Genomic DNA, 19,029 nt, shown 5'->3' on the forward strand with positions numbered 1-19,029 from the left:
GGCGAGCCGCGGCGACACCCGCCCGCTCCCCGCTGACGACCCCCTCCGCCTCCTCGACGGACCGCGGGCCGCTCGCGTGAGCGCCACCGCCACCGCGACCGCGCCGGAGACGGAGGACGCCTCTCCGTCCCGCTCCCGCTGGGGTCTGCTCCGGAGGATCCCGTGGTGGATCCAGGTGCTCCTGGTCTTCGCCGTGTCCCGGGTCGTCACGACCGTGATCATGCTCCGTGTCGGCGCCGTGCGTCAGGGCGTCGAGTGGACGGGACTCCGCGACACCTACGTCCGGTTCGCGACGACGTGGGACGGCGGCTGGTACGAGCGGATCGGGATGACGGGGTACCCGTCGGTCCTGCCGCTCTCGCCGTCCGGAGCCGTGGAGCAGAACCCCTGGGCGTTCATGCCCGTCTACCCGTTCACCGTCCGCGGCCTGATGAACATCACCGGGCTCGACTGGGCGAACGCGGCGGTGCTCGTCGCCCTGGTCTGCAGTGCAGCGGCGTGCCTGGTGATCTACCGGCTGTTCCGCGTCTCGCTCAGCGAGGGCCAGGCGCTGATGGGGATCGTCTTCTTCTGCGTCGCTCCGACGTCCCCGATCCTGCAGATCGGCTACGCGGAGTCCGGCGGCATCCTCCTGACGGCCGTGCTGCTCCTCCTGCTGGTGCGCCGCAAGTGGATCTGGACGTTCCCCGTCGTGCTGGTCGTGGGGCTCCTGCGCCCGAGCGGTCTCGCGATCGCGGCGATGACGGGCCTCTACTTCCTCTACCGCGTCTGGCGGCACGTGCGCGGCACCGAGCCGTTCGCCCGCCGGGAGTTCGCCTTCACGGTCTCCCTCACGGTCTGGTCCCTCGCGGTGGGGTTCGCCTGGCTGCTCATCGCCTGGGCCGTGACCGGCTCCTTCACCGCGTACACCGACACCGAGCTCGCCTGGCGCAGCGTCTTCATCGGCGAGGGCGAGCTCATCCCCTTCACCTCCTGGTTCGCCGGCGGGGGCTGGTGGGGAGGCCTCTGGTTCGGCTCGCCGATCACGGGCATGGGCATCACCGTCGTGGTGGTGCTCGGATTCCTGGCGATCCTGTTCTCGCGGGCCACGCGCAGCCTCGACGTCTTCTCGCGGCTCTGGGTCGGCGGCTACGCGATCTACCTCTTCGCGTTCTTCTACCCGCAGTCGAGCACGTTCCGCATCCTGATGCCGATGTTCCCGCTGGCCGGGGCGCTCGCGGTGCCGCGGTCGACCCTCCTGAGGGTGTTCGTGGTGGCCGCATCGATCGTCGGGCAGATCGTCTGGGTGCTGCTGTGCTGGGTGTTCACCCCGGGCGACTGGTCCCCGCCGTGATCGGCTGACGCCCGACTTCCGGGCGCGGTTCGGAACACCCCCGCGGATGCACGATAATAGGGGGATACGTCACGAAAGGGGAACTCTATGGCGGCCATGAAGCCGAGGACCGGAGACGGACCGATGGAGGCTGTTAAGGAGGGCCGACTCATCGTCGTGCGCGTTCCGCTCGAAGGAGGCGGACGCCTCGTCGTCTCGGTCAACGATGCAGAGGCGAAAGAGCTGCACGACGCGCTCGCGTCGGTGGTGTCTCCCGCCTGATCCGCACCGTCGTGAACGCCCGTCGCACACCGTGCGGCGGGCGTTCCGTCTTTCCTCGGTCGGCCGCGCTCGTCAGGCGCGGCGCTTGTTGGCCTGCAGCAGGCCGTCGCCGATCGGCGAGAGCACGCTGACCACGGCGGGGGAGGCGCAGACCTCGGCCACCAGCGTGCGGAACGCCGTCGCGATCTCGTCGCGCTGCGCGGGGTTGGCCACGCGTCCGCGCCAGAGCGCGTGGGGGACGAGGACCGTCCCGCCCGGACGGACGAGCCGCAGCGCGTGCTCGACGTTCTCGATGACCTGCAGCGGATCGCCGTCGACGAAGACGATGTCGTAGGAGTTCTCGTTCATCCGGGGCAGCACCTCGAGGGCGCGGCCCGGGATGAGCCGCAGCCGGTTGGGCGAGATGCCCGCCTCGTGGAACTGGGCGCGCGCGTGCTGCTGGTGCACCGCCTCGGAGTCGATCGAGGTGAGCATGGCCTCGGGGGCGCCGTCGAGCAGCCACAGGCCGCTCACTCCGGTGCCGGTGCCGATCTCGATGATGGAGGTCGCGCGCGCCGCGGCGGCGACCAGCGCGGCCTGCGCTCCGATCGAGGGGGAGACGGCGTCGATGCCCAGCTCGACCGAGAGCCGGCGGGCCGAGGCGATGGCCTCCGACTCGACGACCGCGTCCTCGGCGTACTTCAAGTTGGCATCCTTGTCGGCCACGGGGGCGCTCCTCTGATCGGTGCACCGAGCGGATCGCGCCCGGGCATCGTCAGGGTACGGTGGCGCGCGGGCTCCGCGAGGGAGGCGCGGCGGGTTAGTGTTGTCCTCGTGTTCGGTCTGACGTTCGACAAGCTCCTCATCATCGGGGTCATCGCTGTCTTCGTGCTGGGTCCCGACCGCCTCCCGCACTACGCCGCCCAGCTCGGGCAGCTCGTGCGCAAGGTGCGCGGATTCGCCACGCAGGCCCGGGAGCGCGTCAAGGACGAGATGGGCGACGAGTTCAACGACGTCGACTGGAAGAAGCTCGACCCGCGCCAGTACGATCCCCGCCGCATCATCCGCGACGCCCTGCTCGAGGACGATCCGGCCCCCACCGTGAAGCCGCCCACCGCTGTCGCCGCTCCGGTCGTGCCGGGCGGCACCGGCTCCGCGCAGGACAGCTACTACACGACGATGCAGCGCTCCGTCTCGTCCGGCACGCTCTCGAGCGTCGCGCCGCCGCCGATCGACTCCGAGGCCACCTGAGCCCTGCTCCGCGAGGAGCGTCGGGCGGGCGTCTCGACCGACGCCGCCCGCACGAAGCCGCGCGGAGGCGTCAGCCGACGGCGAGCGGAAGACGACGGCCGGTCAGTCCCCGCGGCCGCGCGGCGAGCGTCGCCGCCAGGGCGTCGATCGCCCGGGCGGCAGGATCCTCCGGATCGCCGACGACGACGGGCACGCCCTCGTCGCCCCCCGCCCGCAGCGCGACGGAGATCGGCAGCGACGCGAGCAGCGGCACCTCGTCGCCCGCCGCGGTGAGCCGACGCGCGACCTCGGCCCCGCCTCCGCTGCCGAAGAGCTCCAACACCGAGCCGTCGGGTTGCGGAAGCCCCGACATGTTCTCGACCACTCCGACGATGCGCTGACCCGACTGGCGGGCGAGCGCGCCGCTGCGCTCGGCCACGTCGGCGGCCGCCGGCTGCGGCGTGGTGACGATGAGGACCTCCGCATGGGGGAGCAGCTGCCCGATGGAGATCGCCACATCCCCCGTACCGGGAGGCAGGTCGAGCAGGAGCACGTCGAGGTCGCCGAAGTACACGTCGGTGAGGAACTGGGAGATCGTGCGGTGCAGCATGGGCCCGCGCCAGGAGACGGCCGCCCCCCGGGTGTCGCCCTCGAGGAACATCCCGATCGAGATGACCTTCACGCCGTGCGCCACCGGCGGCAGCATCAGCTCGCCGACGCGGGTGGGTCCCGCGACGCGCCCGTCGTGCATCAGGCCGAGCAGGCCGGGGATGGAGAAGCCGTGCACGTCGGCGTCCACGAGGCCGACCGCGAGCCCCCGCTGAGCGAGGGCGACCGCGAGGTTGGCGGTGACGGTCGACTTGCCGACGCCGCCCTTGCCGCTGGTGACCGCGTACACGCGGGTGAGCGAGTCCGGGCCGAAGGGCATGCTCCGGCGGCCGCCCTGGAGGCGTTCGGTGAGGGCGGTGCGCTGCGCCGGCGTCATGACTCCGACCACGACGTCGACCGCCGTGACTCCGGGAGCCGAGGCCGCGGCCTCGCGTACGTCGCGCTCGATCGCGGAGGCGGCCGGGCAGCCGACGATGGTCAGCCGGATCGCGACGCGGACCGCTCCGTCGACGGCCGCCTCGACCGACTCGAGCATGTCGAGCTCGGTGATGGGCTTCCGGATCTCCGGATCGACGACCCGGGCCAGCGCCGTCCTGACGGCGGTCTCGATGGCGTCGACGTCAGGCATCGCGCCGCTCGGGCTCCTGCGCCCGATCCTTCTCGAGCTCCTCGAGCAGGCCGCGCAGCTCCGAGCGGATGAAGTCCTTGCTCGCCATGTCGCGGATCGCCAGGCGCAGGGCCACGACCTCGCGCGCGAGGTACTCGGTGTCCGCGAGGTTGCGCTCGGCCCGCTGACGGTCCTGCTCGATCTGCACGCGGTCGCGGTCGTCCTGGCGGTTCTGCGCGAGCAGCAGCAGCGGCGCGGCGTAGGAGGCCTGCAGCGAGAGGATCAGCGTCAGCACCGTGAAGCCGAGGGCCTGCGAGTCGAAGCGCGCGTCCGCGGGCCCGTAGGTGTTGAACATCAGCCAGAAGACGCAGCAGATCGTCATCCCGACCAGGAACCACGGCGTGCCCATGCCGCGGGCGAACGACTCGGTCAGGCGGCCGAAGCGGTCGCTGCTCGGGCGGTTCCGCCGCGAGAGGACCCGGGTGCGCAAGCCCTTGGGAGCGTCCAGGCGCCGGTCCTGCTTGGTGTCCCTAGCCACGCGCGCCCCTCCGTCCCCGTCGTGTCCTGCCTGTCGCCGCGGGTGCCGGCGGCACGAGCGGGACGCCCTGCGTCGCCGTCGTCACCGGCTTCCTCGGTTCGTCGTCGTCGCCGTGGCTGCGCCAGTCGTCGGGGAGGAGGTAGTCGAGGACGTCGTCGATGGTCACGACGCCGACGAGGCGGTGGGACGCGTCGACGACGGGCACCGAGACGAGGTTGTAGCTGGCCAGGATCCGGGCGACCTCGGCCGCCGAGGTCTCGGGCGTGATCGGGTCCATGCTCTGGTCGAGCAGGGTGCCGAGGCGCTCGTGCGGCGGGTAGCGGAGCATCCGCTGGAAGTGCACCATGCCGAGGAAGCGGCCGGTCGGCGGCTCGTAGGGCGGCAGCGTGACGCAGACGGCGGCGCCGAGGGCCGGGGCGAGCTCGTGGCGGCGGATGAGGGCGAGACCCTCGGCGACGGTCGCCTCGGAGGAGACGATGATCGGCTCCGTGGTCATCAGACCGCCGGCGGACTCCGGGGCGTAGGTGAGGAGCATGCGGACGTCGTCCGCCTCCTCCGGCTCCATCAGCTCCAGGAGCGCCTCGCCGCGCTCCTCCGAGAGCTGGGCGATCAGGTCGGCCGCGTCGTCCGGCTGCATCTGGTCGAGGACGTCGGCGGCGCGGTCGTCGTCGAGCCGGCCGAGGATCTCGACCTGCTCGCTCTCGGGCATCTCCTCGAGTACGTCTGCGAGGCGGTCGTCCGAGAGCTCGCCGGCGACCTCGAGCATCCGCTGCTGCGGCAGGTCGAGGAGCGTGCTGGCGAGGTCGGCGGGCTTGAGCTCGGAGAGGCTGGCGACGTACTGCTCGGCGGACTGCGCCTCGGTCGAGACGCTCTCGCGGACCTCGCGCCAGCCGGCGAAGGCGGTCGCGCCCTTGGCGAAGGGGGAGGGGCTGGTCTTGGGCCGGCGGACGAAGAGCTGCGCGAGCTCCCACTCGCCGGGAGCGGCCTCCTCGATCGCGACGTCCTCGACGACCGCGTCACCGGAGCCGTCCACGAAGCTCACCCGGCGGCCGAGGAGCTCGGCGATGACGCGAACCTCTCCGCCCCGCTGCTCGAAGCGGCGCACGTTGATGAGCCCGGTGGTGATGATCTGGCCGCTGCCGATGCTGGTGACCCGGCCGATCGACACGAAGACCCGACGGCGCCCGGGGATCTCGACCACCAGGCCGACCACCCGCGGGGCGTCGTTCTGCCGGTAGACCAGGAGCACGTCGCGGACCTTGCCGACGCGATCGCCGGCCGGGTCGAAGACACTGCATCCGGCCAAGCGCGCGACGAAGACTCTGGCGGAACTCACGGCTACAAACCTAGTCCCGTGCAGCCGGGCGGACGCCGAGCGTTCCCGGCTCGCCCTCGGCCGGTTCTCCGAATCCGTTCAGAGACCTTCAAGTGGCCTGTGCGATTCTGTCCGGGTGACTCAGCAGACGCCGTTCAGCGGCCGAGGGCCGGCCTTCCCCACGATCCCGCGCGGGGAGATCCTCGCCACGTTCGACACGTACCAGGAGGCGCAGGCCGCCGTCGACGTGCTCGCCCGCGCCGACTTCCCGGTGCGCCAGCTCGCCATCATCGGCAACGAGCTCAAGAGCGTCGAGCGGGTGACCGGCAAGCTCACCTGGGGCCGCGTCGCCCTCGCCGGAGCGGCCTCCGGCGCCTGGCTCGGTGTCTTCCTGGGCCTCCTGCTCATCATCTTCTCGCCGACGACGGAGTTCTCCTTCCTCATCGCGGCGGTCCTCCTCGGCGCCGGCTTCGGGATGCTCTTCGGGCTCGCCTCCTACGCCGTGAACCGCCGCCGTCGCGACTTCACCTCGACCATGCAGGTGATCGCGACAAGCTACTCCGTGCTCGTGGACCCCGAGGTGGTCGACCGCGCGCGCAACCTGCTCGACGGCGGCACCTCCCCGGCGGAGGCGCCGCAGACGGCCTGGGCTCCGCCGCCCGCTGCGATCGGCGACCCGCAGCCGCAGCCCGTCCGCCCCGAGGACGACCCGCGCTGACGATCCTCCACGAAGGCCCCCGGTCCGCCGGGGGCCTTCGTCGTTCCCGGGGCGGGGCGGCTCAGGCGGAGCCGACGGGCGGGAGGACGATGTCGACCGCGAGACCCCGGGGGGAGCGGTTGACCAGGGCGACCGTCCCGCCGGCCGAGAGCACGGTGGTGTGCACCAGGGCCAGTCCGAGACCGCTGCCGCCGGAGGCGAGGGTCCGGGAGTCGTCCGGGCGGGAGAAGCGGTCGAAGGCGACCGGGATGAAGGCGTCGGGCATCCCCGGTCCGTCGTCCGAGACGCTGAGCATCAGGCGCCCGTCCGACTGCGAGAGGGAGGCGACGATCATGCCGCCGCCGTTCATCGCCTGGATCGCGTTCCTCACGAGGTTGTCGATCACCCGGCCGAAGTCCTGGGACGCGACCGCGTAGAGCCGGGCCGGCTCGCGCTCGTCGATCTCGTAGTCGATCTCCACCCCCGACTCCGAGGCGAGCAGGCGGGTGCGGTCGACGGCGCCCACCAGCTCGTCGACGAGCTCGGCGAAGGGAGCGGTCGGGCGGACGGTGCGGCTCTCGATGCGCGAGATGTCGAGCAGGGCGGACGCGAGGCGCACGAGCCGGTCGACGCTCTTCTGCGCATCGAGGATGACCCGGTCGACCGCGACCGGATCGTCGACGCGGTGGTGGGCGATCTCGAGCTGCGCGGAGAGCGCGGCGAGGGGAGTGCGGAGCTCGTGGCTCGCATCCGACACCATCTGCTTCTCCCGGGCCAGCGACGCGGTCTGCTTGGTCAGGAACGCGTTCAGCGTCACCGCGAGCTCGTCGATCTCGTCGCGCGTGCCGACGACCGGGAGCTGGTCGCCCTGCCCGGGCTCGGCGGCGATCTGATCCGCGCGCGCCCGCATCCGGCGCACCGGGGCGAGGGCCGCGCCCGTCAGGATCCACGAGGCGAGCCCGAACGTGACGACGAGGAAGATCGCGGCGTAGACGAGCACGTGGGCGAAGTCGTCGAGGACGAGCTGCGACGCGGCCTGATCGCGGGCGGAGGCGACCTGCCAGACGCCGCGATCGCTCTCGATGGCCGTGAAGCGGACCAGGTAGCTGCCGTTCGCCGTCGTCACGTCGGCGTACCGGGGCGAGGTGTCGGCCGGCTCCTCCGCCAGAGCGCTGAGCACCTCGCCGCTCAGGCGCGAGGGCATGGTCGAGGTGCTGACGCTCCCGTCGGGAGCGAGGGCGAGGAACAGCTGACCCGTCGACGAGCCCTGCGTGCGCGGGACGTTGCCCGCCGAGATGTCGCGGCGCACCTCGTCCTCGATCGACATCAGGATCGTCCGCTCGCTGCGGTCGACGATGCCGGTGACCACCTGGTAGAAGAGCAGCGCCGCGAGCGCGAAGAGGGCGGTCGCCACAGCGACCGTTCCCACGGTGATCCTCGCGCGGATCGAGAGCGCGCCGACCCGGCGGCGTGCCGTGCTCATCCGCGACACGGGCTACTCGACCGGGCGGAGGAAGTAGCCCTTGCCGCGGACGGTCACGATGCTGACGCCCGTGTCCTCGGTCGGGAGCTTCTTGCGCAGGTAGCTGACGTACTGGTCGACGATGTTGTTGTCGACGATCTCGCCGCCGCCCCAGATCTCGGAGAGGATCCGCTGGCGGGTCACCACGGAGCCGACGGGAGTGATGAGGAGCTTGAGGAGCTCGAGCTCCTTGGGGCTGACGTGGATGCGCGAGCCGTCGGCGGTGCGCCGGATGCTCGATCCGTCCACGGTGATGCGTCCGACGTCGATCGAGGTGGACATCAGCGACGGGCTGCGGCGCAGGAGGGCCCGGAGCCGCGCGTTGAGCTCGGTGAACGCGAACGGCTTGGTGAGGTAGTCGTCCGCTCCGGCGTCGAGCCCGAAGACGCGGTCCTCGATCGCGTCCCGCGCGGTCAGCAGCATGATCGGCGTGGGCCGGCCGAGCTCGCGGATCCGGCGGCAGATCTCGAAGCCCGACATCGCCGGCAGCATGACGTCCACGATGGCGGCCGAGAACTCGGCGTTGCTGAACGCGACGAGCGCGTCGATGCCGTTCGTGGTCAGCACGGCCTCGTAGCCGGCGTCTTCGAGGCCGCCGACGAGGGCCTCACCCATGGCTGGATCGTCTTCGACGACAAGGATCTTCACGCGCTCACCCTACGGCCCGGCTCCCAGGAGGACGCACTGGGCGGGCCGTGTGTCGATCGGATGCGGGATCGACCCATCCGATCGGCGCTGGGCGACGAATGAGGAGCAACAGACCGCTCGGGGGCGTGGCGGGAGAGGCGCGATCAGTGGCGCATTTCTACTCTTCTCTCCCCGTCGGCCCGATGATCCTGTTCGCGAAGTTCACCTCTACCGTCACCCGAAGGCGGCACAAAAATGCTCAATATTCTTTCCATCTGGGCGCGTCTCGCGCTGTCGGTCCTCCTGTGGATCGTCGTTCTTCCCGACATGCTCGTCCTGGTGCCGTTCCGCACGGGCAGGAGCGCCTCGCTCCCCGCCCTGCGACCGGTGCCGGTTCCCGCACCGACGGTTCCGATCGACACCCGGAGCACCAGCGGCGCGTACTAGGCCCACTTCCCGGTCGTTCCGGGCTCGACGCCCCGCTCCCATGAGCTCCGGCGTCGTCCGCCCACCGATCCCCGACGCCCGAACAGCCGTGCCTCTCTCCGCCAGGAGGGGGCGCGGCTGTTCGTCGTTCCCCGGGTCGATCCCGACTGACCGACAGATGTCGATATCGGCTCCTCTCGATCGCGAGCCGCGTCAAGCCCTTCGCAGAATCTCAGGGACTGGCAATACAGCGCTCGCACATGGTTCACCGATCGGAAGGAACACGGATGCTTCGCGCCACGCGCGACACCGCTGGGATCCAGCTCGATTCGACCACGGGATCCCCCGTGCGCCCCGACACCCCGGTCTCGGTGGTCGCGTCGGCGCCTCAGAGCCTGATCTCGCGGATGCTCGGACGCCGCCGCTGCGAAGCCTGCGGAGCGGCCTCGGCCCGTCGCCGCGACGGCTTCTGCTCGGCCGACTGCGCCGGCACCTTCCACCTCTACGAGTGAGCCCGACCGGCCGAGTGCCGGTGGTGAACGTTTCGAAGGCCCGTGATCGACGATCGCGGGCCTTCGTGCTGTCTCGGCAGTGTCGGAGCGCCGGGTGAGGAGCGCCACGGTCGGACTCGGTCGCCCACCGGGTGACGCCGCTCGGTCCGTGATGGAGGGGTGCGCCTCGAGGGGCGTCGAGCACCGGAGCTGAGCGCCCGTGTACGAGGAAGGAGAGCGGAGGACCGCGGGTGTGCCCCCAGTAGGATTCGAACCTACGCCCCTGCCTCCGGAGGGCAGTGCTCTATCCCCTGAGCTATGGGGGCCAGGAGTGCCTGACCACATTAGCACCCGGGCGGGGCGGGCCCCGACGCCGGGAGCGGTCCTCGCGCATGCCACGATGGAGCCATGCTGCGCACCGTCTCCGCCTCGCTGGATCTGCGTCTGAACGGCCCGACCGACCTGATCTTCCTGGTGGCGGCGACGCCCACGGGCGACTCGTTCGAGGACTCCTTCACCGTCCGGCTCGACGGGCAGGACGTGCCGGTGCGGGAGTTCCCGGCGCGGCACGGCGCCCGCGTGCACCGCGTCGCGGGGAACGAGGGCGACCTGCGGGTCGAGTACCGGGCGCGGGTCGCCGGGCACGGCGCTCCGGACGAGCCGAGCGAGCTCGAGCTCGTCGAGTACCTGCGGCCGAGCCGGTACGCCGAGGCGGACGTGCTCGGCGGGATCGCCCGGCGCGAGTTCGGGCGGGCCCGGGGCTTCGAGGCGCTGACGGCCGTCGAGGAATGGGTGCACGGCCACCTGTCGTACGTCTACGGGTCGACGGTCGGCACCGGGGGAGCGGCGCAGGTCATCGAGAGCGGCCAGGGCGTGTGCCGGGACTTCGCGCACACAGTCGCCGGGCTGCTCCGCGCCCTCGACATCCCCGCCCGGGTGACGGCGGTCTACGCGCCGGGCCTCGAGCCGCGCGACTTCCACGCGGTCACGGAGGCCTGGGTCGGCGGCGCCTGGCACGTCGTGGACGCGACCCGGCTGGCTCCGCGCGGGTCGATGCTGCGCATCTCGTCCGGCCGGGACACGGCCGACACCGCGTTCCTCAGCAGCTACCTGACGGACCTGCGCCTGACCGGGATGAGTGTGGAGGCCGACTGCGACGCGGCGCTCGTCGACGACCACGTCTCGCCGGTGCGCCTGGGCTGACGCCGGGGCTCAGTCGGCGAGGACGCCGATCGCCGACCGCACGAGCGGCTCGGGGTCCCCCGGCTCGACGAAGGCGGCGCTGGGCGCCTCGATCCAGTACTCGCCGACGAAGGCGTCCGCGACGCCCCGCCCCTCGGCCACCTGGTAGTAGCCCTCGATCTCCGGCGGCTTGCCGTAAGTGGGGACGGCCTTGCTGGTGGTGAAGAACTCGTTCTTGAGCGCCTCGATCACCGCGGGGTCGAGGTGGGCCACGGCCAGCTGCAGCTCGGCGCCCGAATCGTCGGACCATCCGCAGACCAGGCCGTCGTACTGGGCGATCTCCTCGGAGACGGCAGTGGTCCCGATGCCGTCGTCCGGGGAGAATCCGCCCCACAGGCCCGCCAGCGCCGAGGCCGGGACCAGCTGCTCGCAGGCGAGGGGGATCGGCGTGCCGCTGACGGCGCCGCTCGCGCTCGGCTCCGGGTCGGCCGCGGGGGAGCAGCCGGAGAGGGCCGCCGTGGCGAGGGCGACGAGGAGGAGGGCGGCGGGACGGCGCATGCGTCGCACCCTAGCAACGCCGCCCTGCCGAGCGGCCCCGCGGTGCAGGAGGGACGGGGGGCGCGGGCGCGGCGGCCGGTAGAATCGCTCCCCGTGACTCCCGAACAGCTCGCCGCCTCCCTGCACGCCCTCGTCCTCGACGCCGTGCAGCGACGGGGGAGCGATGCGGGCGTCGAGCTCTCGGACGTCGTGCTGGAGCGCCCGAAGAACCGCGACCACGGCGACTGGGCCTCGAACATCGCGATGAAGCTCGCGAAGCGGGTCGGCGCGAACCCGCGCGAGCTCGCCGCCGAGCTGGCCGAGGGGCTGGGCGCGGTCGAGGGCGTCGCCACGGTCGAGGTCGCCGGTCCCGGCTTCCTCAACGTCCGGCTCGAGGCCGCGGCCGCGGGCGCCCTGGCCGGCGCGATCGTCGAGGCGGGCGAGGCCTACGGCACCGGGTCCGCCTACGCCGGCGTCCGGATGAACCTCGAGTTCGTCTCCGCCAACCCCACCGGCCCCATCCACATCGGCGGGACGCGCTGGGCGGCGGTCGGCGACAGCCTGGCCCGGATGCTCCTCTCGCAGGGCGCCGAGGTGACCCGCGAGTACTACTTCAACGACCACGGCGCGCAGATCGACCGCTTCACGCGGAGCCTCCTCGCCGCCCACCGCGGCGAGCCGACCCCGGAGGACGGCTACGGCGGCGCCTACATCGGCGACATCGCCGAGCGCGTCGCGGCCGCCTACCCGGGCGACCTCGCCGTCCTGCCCGAGGAGGAGCTCGCCGAGACCTTCCGCTCGATCGGCGTCGAGCTGATGTTCGGCGAGATCAAGCAGAGCCTGCACGAGTTCGGCGTCGACTTCGACGTGTACTTCCACGAGAACTCCCTGCACGAGTCGCGCGCCGTCGACCGCGCGATCGAGCGCCTCCGCGAGCTCGGGCACATCTTCGAGGCGGACGGCGCCACCTGGCTGCGGACCACCTCGTTCGGCGACGACCGCGACCGCGCCATCATCAAGAGCGACGGGGCGGCGGCCTACATCGCGGGCGACCTCGCCTACTACCTCGACAAGCGCGAGCGCGGCTTCGATCGGGCGATCATCATGCTCGGCGCCGACCACCACGGCTACATCGGCCGGATGATGGCGATGTGCGCGGCGTTCGGCGACACCCCGGGCGTGAACCTCGAGATCCTGATCGGCCAGCTGGTCAACCTGCTCCGCGACGGCGAGGCGGTCCGGATGTCCAAGCGGGCGGGGACCGTCGTCACGATGGAGGACCTCACGGAGGCCGTCGGCGTGGACGCCGCGCGCTATTCGCTGGTGCGCTCCTCGGCCGACTCGACCCTCGACATCGACCTCGACCTGCTGACCAAGCGGAGCAACGACAACCCCGTCTACTACGTGCAGTACGCCCACGCGCGCACCCGCCAGGTCGCGGCGAAGGCCGCGGCGTCGGGCGTCCCCGTCGAGCCGTTCGCGCCCGAGACGCTGGTGCATCCGACCGAGTCGGCGCTGCTCGGCGGCCTGCAGGAGTTCCCGCGCATCGTGGCGCACGCCGCGGAGCTGCGCGAGCCGCACCGCGTCGCGCGGTACCTCGAGGAGGTCGCCGGCCTCTACCACCGCTGGTACGACAACTGCCGGGTCGTGCCGCAGGGCGAGGACCCGGTCGAGGCCGTGCACTCGACCCGGCTGCGCCTGAACGAGGCGACCGGGCAGGTGCTCCGCAACGGGCTCTCCCTGCTGGGCGTCACGGCCCCGGACCGGATGTGAGCGCGTCGGGGGCTGCGCCGCGGCGCCGGCGCGGGGGACGCGCGGCCGTGGTGGTCGTCGTGGTGCTGGTGCTGCTCGTGGTCGCGGCGGTGGTGGGCGACTCGCTCGCCCGCCGCGCCGTCGCGGACCGCGCCGCCGCGAGCCTCCGCGAGGCGCTCGCACTGCCCGCGGACCGGGCGGTGGACGTCGACGTCGCCGGCTGGGCCGTGCTCCCGCAGCTCGTCTCGGGGCGGCTGGACCGGCTCGACCTGCGCAGCTCGGACGTGACGTTCGGCGAGCTCGACGGCGACGTCGCTGCGACCCTGATCGGGGTGCCGGTGAGCGGCGTCGGAGCGGTCGAGTCCGGCAGCACCACGGTCGCGATCGACGCGGCCTCGGTCTCGCGGCTCGTCACCGAGCGCAGCACCGTTCCCGTCGACGAGGTGACCCTGGACGCTCCGCTCGTGCGCGTGACCGCCTCCGTCGAGGTGCTGGGCCTCCGGCTCGGCGCGGGCGTGGGGATGGAGCTCGCGGCCGTGGACGGCGCCATCCGGCTGACCCCGGCCGAGGTCTCCGCCGCCGGTGCGACCTTCTCGGCGACCGACTTCCGCGACCGCTTCGGCGCCGTCTCCGGCGACCTGCTCGCTCCGTCCTCCGTGTGCATCGCGGACTCGGTGCCGCGCGGACTGACGCTGACCGGAGTCGAGGTCGCCGACGAGTCGCTGAACGCAAGCTTCGCGCTCTCTCCGACGTTCCTCAGCGACCCCGCGGAGCAGGAACCGGGCACGTGCGCCTGAGCCCGCGCGGCGCCGCCGCCCCGGACCGGTAGGATCGGAGCCCTGTGCCGGCGTCTTCCGCGGGCCGAACACTGACATCGCTGGCTTCAGGGGTCAATCCGGACCCGCTCGCCCCGCAGTGACGCTCCCACTCTCTCCTGTGAGGTCTCACCCGTGGACACCGTCGACGCCCGCGCCCGCGCCCCCCGGCATCCGCTCGCGCCTGAGTGGCTGCACACGCCCGCCGACCCGAACGCCCTGGCCGACGGCGTGTGGCCGGACAGCGCCGAGCGCGGCGAGGACGGCGGGATCCGGATCGCCGGAGTGCCCGTCGCCGAGCTGGTGCGCGAGCACGGCACTCCTCTCTACGTGGTGGACGAGGCCGACGCCCGCCGCAGGGCCGTCGAGATGCGTGAGGTCTTCGCCCGCGAGCTCGGCCGGATCGGCACCGGCGTCACGGTCTACTACGCGGGCAAGGCGTTCCTCTCGACCGAGGTCGCCCGCTGGATGCGCGACGAGGGCCTGAACCTCGACCTCTCCAGCGGCGGCGAGATGGCAGTGGCCCTCGCCGCCGGGATCGAGCCCGAGCGCTTCGGCCTCCACGGCAACAACAAGTCGCTCCGCGAGATCGACAGGGCCGTCGAGGTGGGCGCGGGCACGATCGTGCTCGACAGCCTCGTCGAGATCGAGCGCGTCGCAGCCGCGGCCGAGCGGCACGGCCGCGTGCAGGCGGTGCGCCTCCGGGTCAACAGCGGAGTGCACGCGCACACCCACGAGTTCCTCGCCACGGCGCACGAGGACCAGAAGTTCGGCCTCGCACTCGCCGACTGCCCGGCCGCGGTCGCCCGCATCCGCTCCTTCTCCTCCCTGCGGTTCCTCGGGCTGCACTGCCACATCGGATCCCAGATCTTCGGCTCCGCCGGGTTCGCGGAGTCGGCGTCGCGCCTGCTCGACGTCCACGCGGCACTGCTCGCGGACGGCCCCGTGCCGGAGCTCAACCTCGGCGGCGGCTTCGGCATCGCGTACACCAGTGCCGACGACCCGACCCCGATCGCCGAGATCGCGGCCGCCGTCGCCGACGCGGTCGCCGAGCAGTGCTCCGCCCGCGGCGTCCCGGTGCCGCACATCGCGATCGAGCCCGGCCGCTCGCTGATCGGGCCCGCCGGCGTCACCCTCTACGAGGTGGGCACCGTGAAGGACGTGACGGTCGGCTCCGAGGGCTCGACCGCGGTCCGCCGCTACGTCAGCGTCGACGGCGGCATGAGCGACAACGCCCGTCCGGCGCTCTACGGCGCCGACTACACGGCGCGGATCGCCGACCGCTCCTCCTCGGCCGAGCCCGCCCTCGTGCGGGTGGCCGGGAAGCACTGCGAGTCGGGCGACATCGTCGTCCACGACGACTTCCTGCCCGCGGACGTGCGGCCGGGCGACCTGCTCGCCGTCGCCGCGACCGGCGCCTACTGCTGGTCGCTCGCCAGCAACTACAACTACCTCGGGCGCCCCCCGGTGGTCGCCGTCCGCGACGGGCGCTCGCGCGTCCTCGTGCGCGGCGAGACCGAGGAGGACCTCCTCCGCCGCGACGCCGGCATCGAACGAAAGGCCACCTCCCGATGATCGAGTACCGCAGCCTCCGCGTCGCCCTGCTGGGCGCCGGGTCCGTCGGTGCCCAGGTGGCGCGCCTCCTGCTCGACCACGGCGACGAGCTCGCCCAGCGCGTGGGGGCGCCGCTGGAGCTCGTAGGCGTGGCCGTCAGGGACGTGGACGCGCCCCGCACCGCCGACATCCCGAAGCACCTGCTCACCACCGACGCCGAGTCGCTGATCCTGGGCGCCGACATCGTGGTCGAGCTGATCGGCGGGCTCGAGCCCGCCCGCAGCCACATCCTCACGGCGATCTCGTCGGGCGCGGACGTGATCACGGCCAACAAGGCGCTGCTCGCCGCCCACGGCAACGAGCTCTTCGAGGCCGCCGACCAGGTGGGCGCCCAGCTCAACTACGAGGCGGCCGTCGCCGGCGCGATCCCGATCATCCGGCCGCTGCGCGACAGCCTCGCCGGCGACCGGCTCCACCGCATCCTCGGCATCGTCAACGGCACGACCAACTACATCCTCGACCGGATGGACACCGAGCACGCGAGCCTCGAGGACGCGCTCGCCCGCGCGACCGAGCTCGGCTACGCCGAGTCCGACCCGACCGCCGACATCGAGGGCTACGACGCGGCGCAGAAGGCGGCGATCCTCGCCCGCCTCGCGTTCCACACCGACGTCCCGGTCACCCTGGTGCACCGCGAGGGCATCACCGGCATCACGAAGGCGCAGGTCGACCAGGCCCGCGACTCCGGCTACGTGATCAAGCTGCTCGCGATCTGCGAGCGGCTGACCGACGCCAAGACCGGCGTGGAGGGCGTGTCCGCGCGGGTCTACCCCGCGCTCGTGCACCGCTCCCACCCGCTCGCGGCCGTGCACGGGGCCAACAACGCGGTCTTCGTCGAGGCGGAGGCGGCCGGCGACCTGATGTTCTACGGCGCCGGCGCCGGCGGGATCGAGACGGCCTCCGCCGTCCTCGGCGACGTCGTGTCGGCCGCCCGCCGCCACGTGGTCGGCGGCCCCCGCCTGGTGACCAGCGCGAGCTCCGGGCTCGCGGTCCTCCCGATCGGCCACGTCACCACCCGGTACCAGGTCACCCTCGAGGTGCTCGACCGCCCCGGCGCGCCCGCCCAGATCGCCGGCGTCTTCGCCGCCCACGCCGCCTCGGTCGAGACCCTGCTGCAGACCCCGCCCGGCGCCGACCCGCTGGAGGAGCAGGGCGGTGCGGAGCGGCGCGAGCCGACCGCTACCCTGGTCATCGGCACGCACGCCGCGGCGGAATCCGATCTGGCGGCCACCGTCACCGCCCTCCATTCCCATGGTTTCGTCGGCGCCGTGACGTCCGTTCTACGAGTTGAAGGAGCCTGAGATGGCCAAGCAGTGGCGCGGAGTCCTGCACGAGTACGCGGACCGCCTCGATGTCACCGAGGCAACCCCGGTCATCACTCTCGGCGAGGGCGGCACGCCGCTCATCCCCGCGGCGGCCCTCTCGGCGCGCACGGGCGCGAAGGTGTGGGTCAAGTACGAGGGCATGAACCCGACCGGCTCCTTCAAGGACCGCGGCATGACCATGGCGATCTCGAAGGCCGTCGAGCACGGCGCGAAGGCCGTCATCTGCGCTTCGACCGGCAACACCTCCGCGTCGGCCGCCGCCTACGCGACGCACGCCGGCATCACCGCGGCCGTCCTGGTGCCGGAGGGCAAGATCGCCCTGGGCAAGCTCAGCCAGGCGATCGCGCACAACGCGCAGCTGCTGCAGGTGCAGGGCAACTTCGACGACTGCCTCGACATCGCCCGCGACCTCGCGAAGAACTACCCGGTCCACCTGGTCAACTCGGTGAACCCGGACCGCATCGCCGGCCAGAAGACCGCGGCCTTCGAGGTCGTCGAGGTGCTGGGCGACGCGCCGGACTTCCACATCGTCCCGGTCGGCAACGCGGGCAACTACACCGCCTACTTCCGCGGCTACTCGGAGGAGCTGGAGCGCGGCGAGTCGACCCGCCTCCCGCGCATGTTCGGCTTCCAGGCCGAGGGCTCCGCTCCGATCGTGCACGGCGCCCCGGTCCGCCACCCCGAGACGATCGCCAGCGCGATCCGGATCGGCAACCCGGCCTCGTGGGAGCTCGCCCTGAACGCGCGCACCGTCAGCGACGGCTACTTCGGCGCGATCAGCGACGAGAAGATCCTCGAGGCGTACCGCATCCTCGCGGGCGAGGTCGGCGTCTTCGTCGAGCCGGCGTCGGCGATCAGCGTCGCGGGGCTCCTCGAGCGCGCCGAGGCCGGAGCGATCCCGAGGGACGCGACCGTCGTCCTGACGGTCACCGGCCACGGGCTCAAGGACCCGCAGTGGGCGCTCCGCACGGCCGACGGCGCGGACATCACGCCGACCGTCGTCCCGGTCGACACCGCCGCGATCGCGGATGTGCTGGGGCTGGCCGGCGCATGACCTCGGCGGTTCCCGTCGGCCGCACCGTCCACGTCAAGGTCCCCGCCACCTCGGCGAACCTGGGCCCCGGCTTCGACACGCTCGGCCTGGCGCTCTCGTTCTACGACGAGCTCGACGTGACGGCCGTCGCGGCCACGGGTGCGCGGGTCACCGTGCACGGGGTCGGCGAGGGAGAGGTGGCGACCGACGAGACGAACCTCGTCGTGCAGGCCATCGCGTACACGTTCGCCGACCAGCGGCAGGAGATGCCCGGCATCGAGGTGATCGCGCGCAACATCATCCCGCACGGCCGCGGGATGGGCTCGTCCGGCGCCGCGATCGTCTCCGGCATCATGGCCGCGAAGGGCCTGCTCGAGGGCGTCGTCGAGCTCGACTCGGACGACCTCCTCCGCATCGCCACCGAGATGGAGGGGCACCCCGACAACGTGGCGCCCACCTGGTCGGCGGCCTCACCATCGCATGGGTCGAGCCGCACGCCTCCGGCGCCGACGACTCGCCGCTGCGCCCGCGCTCCAAGAAGCTCATGGTCTACCGCGGCGTGTCCCCGGTCGTATTCGTGCCCGAGCACACCATGTCGACGCGGATGGCACGCTCGCTGCAGCCGAAGAGCATGCCGCACGAGGACGCGGTGTTCAACGTCTCGCGCTCCTCGCTCCTGATCGCCGCTCTCATCCAGAGCCCGGAGCTGCTGTTCGCGGCGACCGAGGACAAGCTGCACCAGAACTACCGCGCGGCCGCCATGCCCGAGACCTCAGCGCTGATCGCGCTGCTGCGCTCGCACGGCTACGCGGCCGTCGTCTCGGGTGCCGGACCGAGCGTCCTGGTGCTCTGCAGCGACCCCGCACAGCGCCTCGCCGCCGCGGATCTGGTGGAGCGGGAGGCCCCCACGCCGTGGCGCGCGCACACGCTTGCGGTCGACTTCAAGGGTGCTACAGTGGGGACTGCATCCCGAGGAACCGCGTAACGAGCGGAATCTGTCCGACGGATCGTCCCGACAACCACGGCCATCACATCGTGTGAAGGGCGCCCCTGCTCCTCTTGCAGACCGGCGCCTGGTCTCCGGGCCCTCTCCTCGCTCTCTGCGGCAGTCGGTCCCGGCGGCCGAGAGCATCGCG

Annotated in this window: 19 protein-coding genes, 1 tRNA gene and 1 pseudogene; 13 read left to right on the top strand and 8 right to left on the bottom strand. The window is 72.3% G+C overall.

Going from position 1 to position 19,029, the window contains the following annotated elements; genetic code table 11:
* Window positions 1–76: 76 nt before the first annotated feature.
* Window positions 77–1,333: a hypothetical protein gene (locus C5C33_RS01255; RefSeq protein WP_104260123.1), complete on the top strand. Its 1,257-nt coding sequence runs from the start codon at window positions 77–79 to the stop codon at window positions 1,331–1,333.
* Window positions 1,334–1,420: 87 nt separating this feature from the next.
* Window positions 1,421–1,594 carry a DUF3117 domain-containing protein gene (locus tag C5C33_RS01260; protein WP_068208299.1) on the top strand — a complete coding sequence of 58 codons (174 nt, stop codon included), beginning with the start codon at window positions 1,421–1,423 and terminating at the stop codon, window positions 1,592–1,594.
* 72 nt (window positions 1,595–1,666) lie between these two features.
* Here the strand turns inward: C5C33_RS01260 and C5C33_RS01265 are convergent, their stop codons facing one another.
* Window positions 1,667–2,299, bottom strand: coding sequence for an O-methyltransferase (locus C5C33_RS01265; protein ID WP_104260192.1), 633 nt, complete (start codon window positions 2,297–2,299; stop codon window positions 1,667–1,669).
* 108 nt (window positions 2,300–2,407) lie between these two features.
* On the opposite strand from C5C33_RS01265, the gene C5C33_RS01270 reads away from it, so the two are divergent.
* Window positions 2,408–2,824 carry a twin-arginine translocase TatA/TatE family subunit gene (locus C5C33_RS01270; protein WP_146076468.1) on the top strand — a complete coding sequence of 139 codons (417 nt, stop codon included), beginning with the start codon at window positions 2,408–2,410 and terminating at the stop codon, window positions 2,822–2,824.
* A gap of 70 nt (window positions 2,825–2,894) precedes the next feature.
* Here C5C33_RS01270 and C5C33_RS01275 read toward each other — a convergent pair whose 3' ends face one another.
* Genes C5C33_RS01275 through C5C33_RS01285 form a run of 3 tightly spaced genes read right to left on the bottom strand, consistent with a single transcriptional unit; the run spans window position 2,895 to window position 5,893 of the window.
* Window positions 2,895–4,040: an Mrp/NBP35 family ATP-binding protein gene (locus C5C33_RS01275; RefSeq protein WP_104260122.1), complete on the bottom strand. Its 1,146-nt coding sequence runs from the start codon at window positions 4,038–4,040 to the stop codon at window positions 2,895–2,897.
* Entirely contained in the window at window positions 4,033–4,557 is a 525-nt protein-coding gene (locus C5C33_RS01280; protein WP_104260193.1) for a DUF1003 domain-containing protein, read from the bottom strand. Before C5C33_RS01280 ends, C5C33_RS01275 begins: the two co-directional genes overlap by 8 nt.
* Complete coding sequence (locus C5C33_RS01285) at window positions 4,550–5,893, bottom strand: magnesium transporter MgtE N-terminal domain-containing protein (protein ID WP_104225554.1); 1,344 nt, start codon at window positions 5,891–5,893, stop codon at window positions 4,550–4,552. Before C5C33_RS01285 ends, C5C33_RS01280 begins: the two co-directional genes overlap by 8 nt.
* 115 nt (window positions 5,894–6,008) lie before the next feature.
* Between C5C33_RS01285 and C5C33_RS01290 the strand changes: the two genes are divergently transcribed.
* The gene (locus C5C33_RS01290) at window positions 6,009–6,590 is read left to right on the top strand and encodes a general stress protein (protein WP_258069142.1); all 582 of its coding nucleotides are present in this window, start codon (window positions 6,009–6,011) and stop codon (window positions 6,588–6,590) included.
* A gap of 61 nt (window positions 6,591–6,651) precedes the next feature.
* On the opposite strand, the gene C5C33_RS01295 is transcribed toward C5C33_RS01290, so the two are convergent.
* A complete protein-coding gene (locus tag C5C33_RS01295; RefSeq protein WP_146076469.1) occupies window positions 6,652–8,052 on the bottom strand; it encodes a cell wall metabolism sensor histidine kinase WalK in 1,401 nt (466 codons plus the stop codon).
* Window positions 8,053–8,064: 12 nt separating this feature from the next.
* Window positions 8,065–8,739 (bottom strand): response regulator transcription factor, encoded by a 675-nt coding sequence (locus tag C5C33_RS01300; protein WP_258059273.1) that lies wholly within the window; start codon window positions 8,737–8,739, stop codon window positions 8,065–8,067.
* 234 nt (window positions 8,740–8,973) lie between these two features.
* Between C5C33_RS01300 and C5C33_RS01305 the strand changes: the two genes are divergently transcribed.
* A complete protein-coding gene (locus tag C5C33_RS01305) occupies window positions 8,974–9,165 on the top strand; it encodes a hypothetical protein (protein ID WP_104260194.1) in 192 nt (63 codons plus the stop codon).
* A gap of 266 nt (window positions 9,166–9,431) precedes the next feature.
* Entirely contained in the window at window positions 9,432–9,656 is a 225-nt protein-coding gene (locus C5C33_RS01310) for a hypothetical protein (RefSeq protein ID WP_104246599.1), read from the top strand.
* A gap of 233 nt (window positions 9,657–9,889) precedes the next feature.
* Here the strand turns inward: C5C33_RS01310 and C5C33_RS01315 are convergent.
* A tRNA-Arg gene (locus C5C33_RS01315) sits at window positions 9,890–9,961 on the bottom strand.
* Window positions 9,962–10,043: 82 nt separating this feature from the next.
* Between C5C33_RS01315 and C5C33_RS01320 the strand changes: the two genes are divergently transcribed.
* Window positions 10,044–10,838 carry a transglutaminase family protein gene (locus tag C5C33_RS01320; RefSeq protein WP_104232730.1) on the top strand — a complete coding sequence of 265 codons (795 nt, stop codon included), beginning with the start codon at window positions 10,044–10,046 and terminating at the stop codon, window positions 10,836–10,838.
* A gap of 9 nt (window positions 10,839–10,847) precedes the next feature.
* On the opposite strand, the gene C5C33_RS01325 is transcribed toward C5C33_RS01320, so the two are convergent.
* Entirely contained in the window at window positions 10,848–11,375 is a 528-nt protein-coding gene (locus C5C33_RS01325) for a hypothetical protein (RefSeq protein WP_104260195.1), read from the bottom strand.
* A gap of 93 nt (window positions 11,376–11,468) precedes the next feature.
* On the opposite strand from C5C33_RS01325, the gene argS reads away from it, so the two are divergent.
* The 6 genes and pseudogenes from argS (at window position 11,469) to thrB (ending at window position 18,878) form a co-directional block, all read left to right on the top strand.
* Entirely contained in the window at window positions 11,469–13,127 is a 1,659-nt protein-coding gene (argS, locus tag C5C33_RS01330) for an arginine--tRNA ligase (protein WP_104260196.1), read from the top strand.
* A 47-nt stretch (window positions 13,128–13,174) separates the two neighbouring features.
* Complete coding sequence (locus C5C33_RS01335) at window positions 13,175–13,903, top strand: LmeA family phospholipid-binding protein (RefSeq protein WP_104262485.1); 729 nt, start codon at window positions 13,175–13,177, stop codon at window positions 13,901–13,903.
* A gap of 153 nt (window positions 13,904–14,056) precedes the next feature.
* A complete protein-coding gene (gene lysA, locus C5C33_RS01340; RefSeq protein WP_104225560.1) occupies window positions 14,057–15,496 on the top strand; it encodes a diaminopimelate decarboxylase in 1,440 nt (479 codons plus the stop codon).
* The gene (locus C5C33_RS01345; RefSeq protein ID WP_104260197.1) at window positions 15,493–16,836 is read left to right on the top strand and encodes a homoserine dehydrogenase; all 1,344 of its coding nucleotides are present in this window, start codon (window positions 15,493–15,495) and stop codon (window positions 16,834–16,836) included. The genes lysA and C5C33_RS01345 overlap by 4 nt, the downstream gene beginning before the upstream one ends.
* A gap of 1 nt (window position 16,837) precedes the next feature.
* Window positions 16,838–17,914: a threonine synthase gene (gene thrC / locus C5C33_RS01350; protein WP_104260117.1), complete on the top strand. Its 1,077-nt coding sequence runs from the start codon at window positions 16,838–16,840 to the stop codon at window positions 17,912–17,914.
* Window positions 17,911–18,878 (top strand): annotated as a pseudogene (thrB, locus tag C5C33_RS01355) (homoserine kinase). Before thrC ends, thrB begins: the two are co-directional and overlap by 4 nt.
* The last annotated feature ends 151 nt before the right edge of the window (window positions 18,879–19,029 follow it).

This window comes from Rathayibacter sp. AY1H3, from assembly GCF_002932015.1.

What these genes read in the sequence shown, in the direction of transcription:
- C5C33_RS01260 (WP_068208299.1), top strand. Translation starts at nt 1,421, where the DNA reads ATGGCGGCCATGAAGCCGAGGACCGGAGACGGACCGATGGAGGCTGTT.
- C5C33_RS01275 (WP_104260122.1), bottom strand. Translation starts at nt 4,040, where the DNA reads ATGCCTGACGTCGACGCCATCGAGACCGCCGTCAGGACGGCGCTGGCC.
- C5C33_RS01295 (WP_146076469.1), bottom strand. Translation starts at nt 8,052, where the DNA reads ATGAGCACGGCACGCCGCCGGGTCGGCGCGCTCTCGATCCGCGCGAGG.
- C5C33_RS01305 (WP_104260194.1), top strand. Translation starts at nt 8,974, where the DNA reads ATGCTCAATATTCTTTCCATCTGGGCGCGTCTCGCGCTGTCGGTCCTC.
- C5C33_RS01310 (WP_104246599.1), top strand. Translation starts at nt 9,432, where the DNA reads ATGCTTCGCGCCACGCGCGACACCGCTGGGATCCAGCTCGATTCGACC.
- C5C33_RS01320 (WP_104232730.1), top strand. Translation starts at nt 10,044, where the DNA reads ATGCTGCGCACCGTCTCCGCCTCGCTGGATCTGCGTCTGAACGGCCCG.
- C5C33_RS01325 (WP_104260195.1), bottom strand. Translation starts at nt 11,375, where the DNA reads ATGCGCCGTCCCGCCGCCCTCCTCCTCGTCGCCCTCGCCACGGCGGCC.
- C5C33_RS01345 (WP_104260197.1), top strand. Translation starts at nt 15,493, where the DNA reads ATGATCGAGTACCGCAGCCTCCGCGTCGCCCTGCTGGGCGCCGGGTCC.
- thrC (WP_104260117.1), top strand. Translation starts at nt 16,838, where the DNA reads ATGGCCAAGCAGTGGCGCGGAGTCCTGCACGAGTACGCGGACCGCCTC.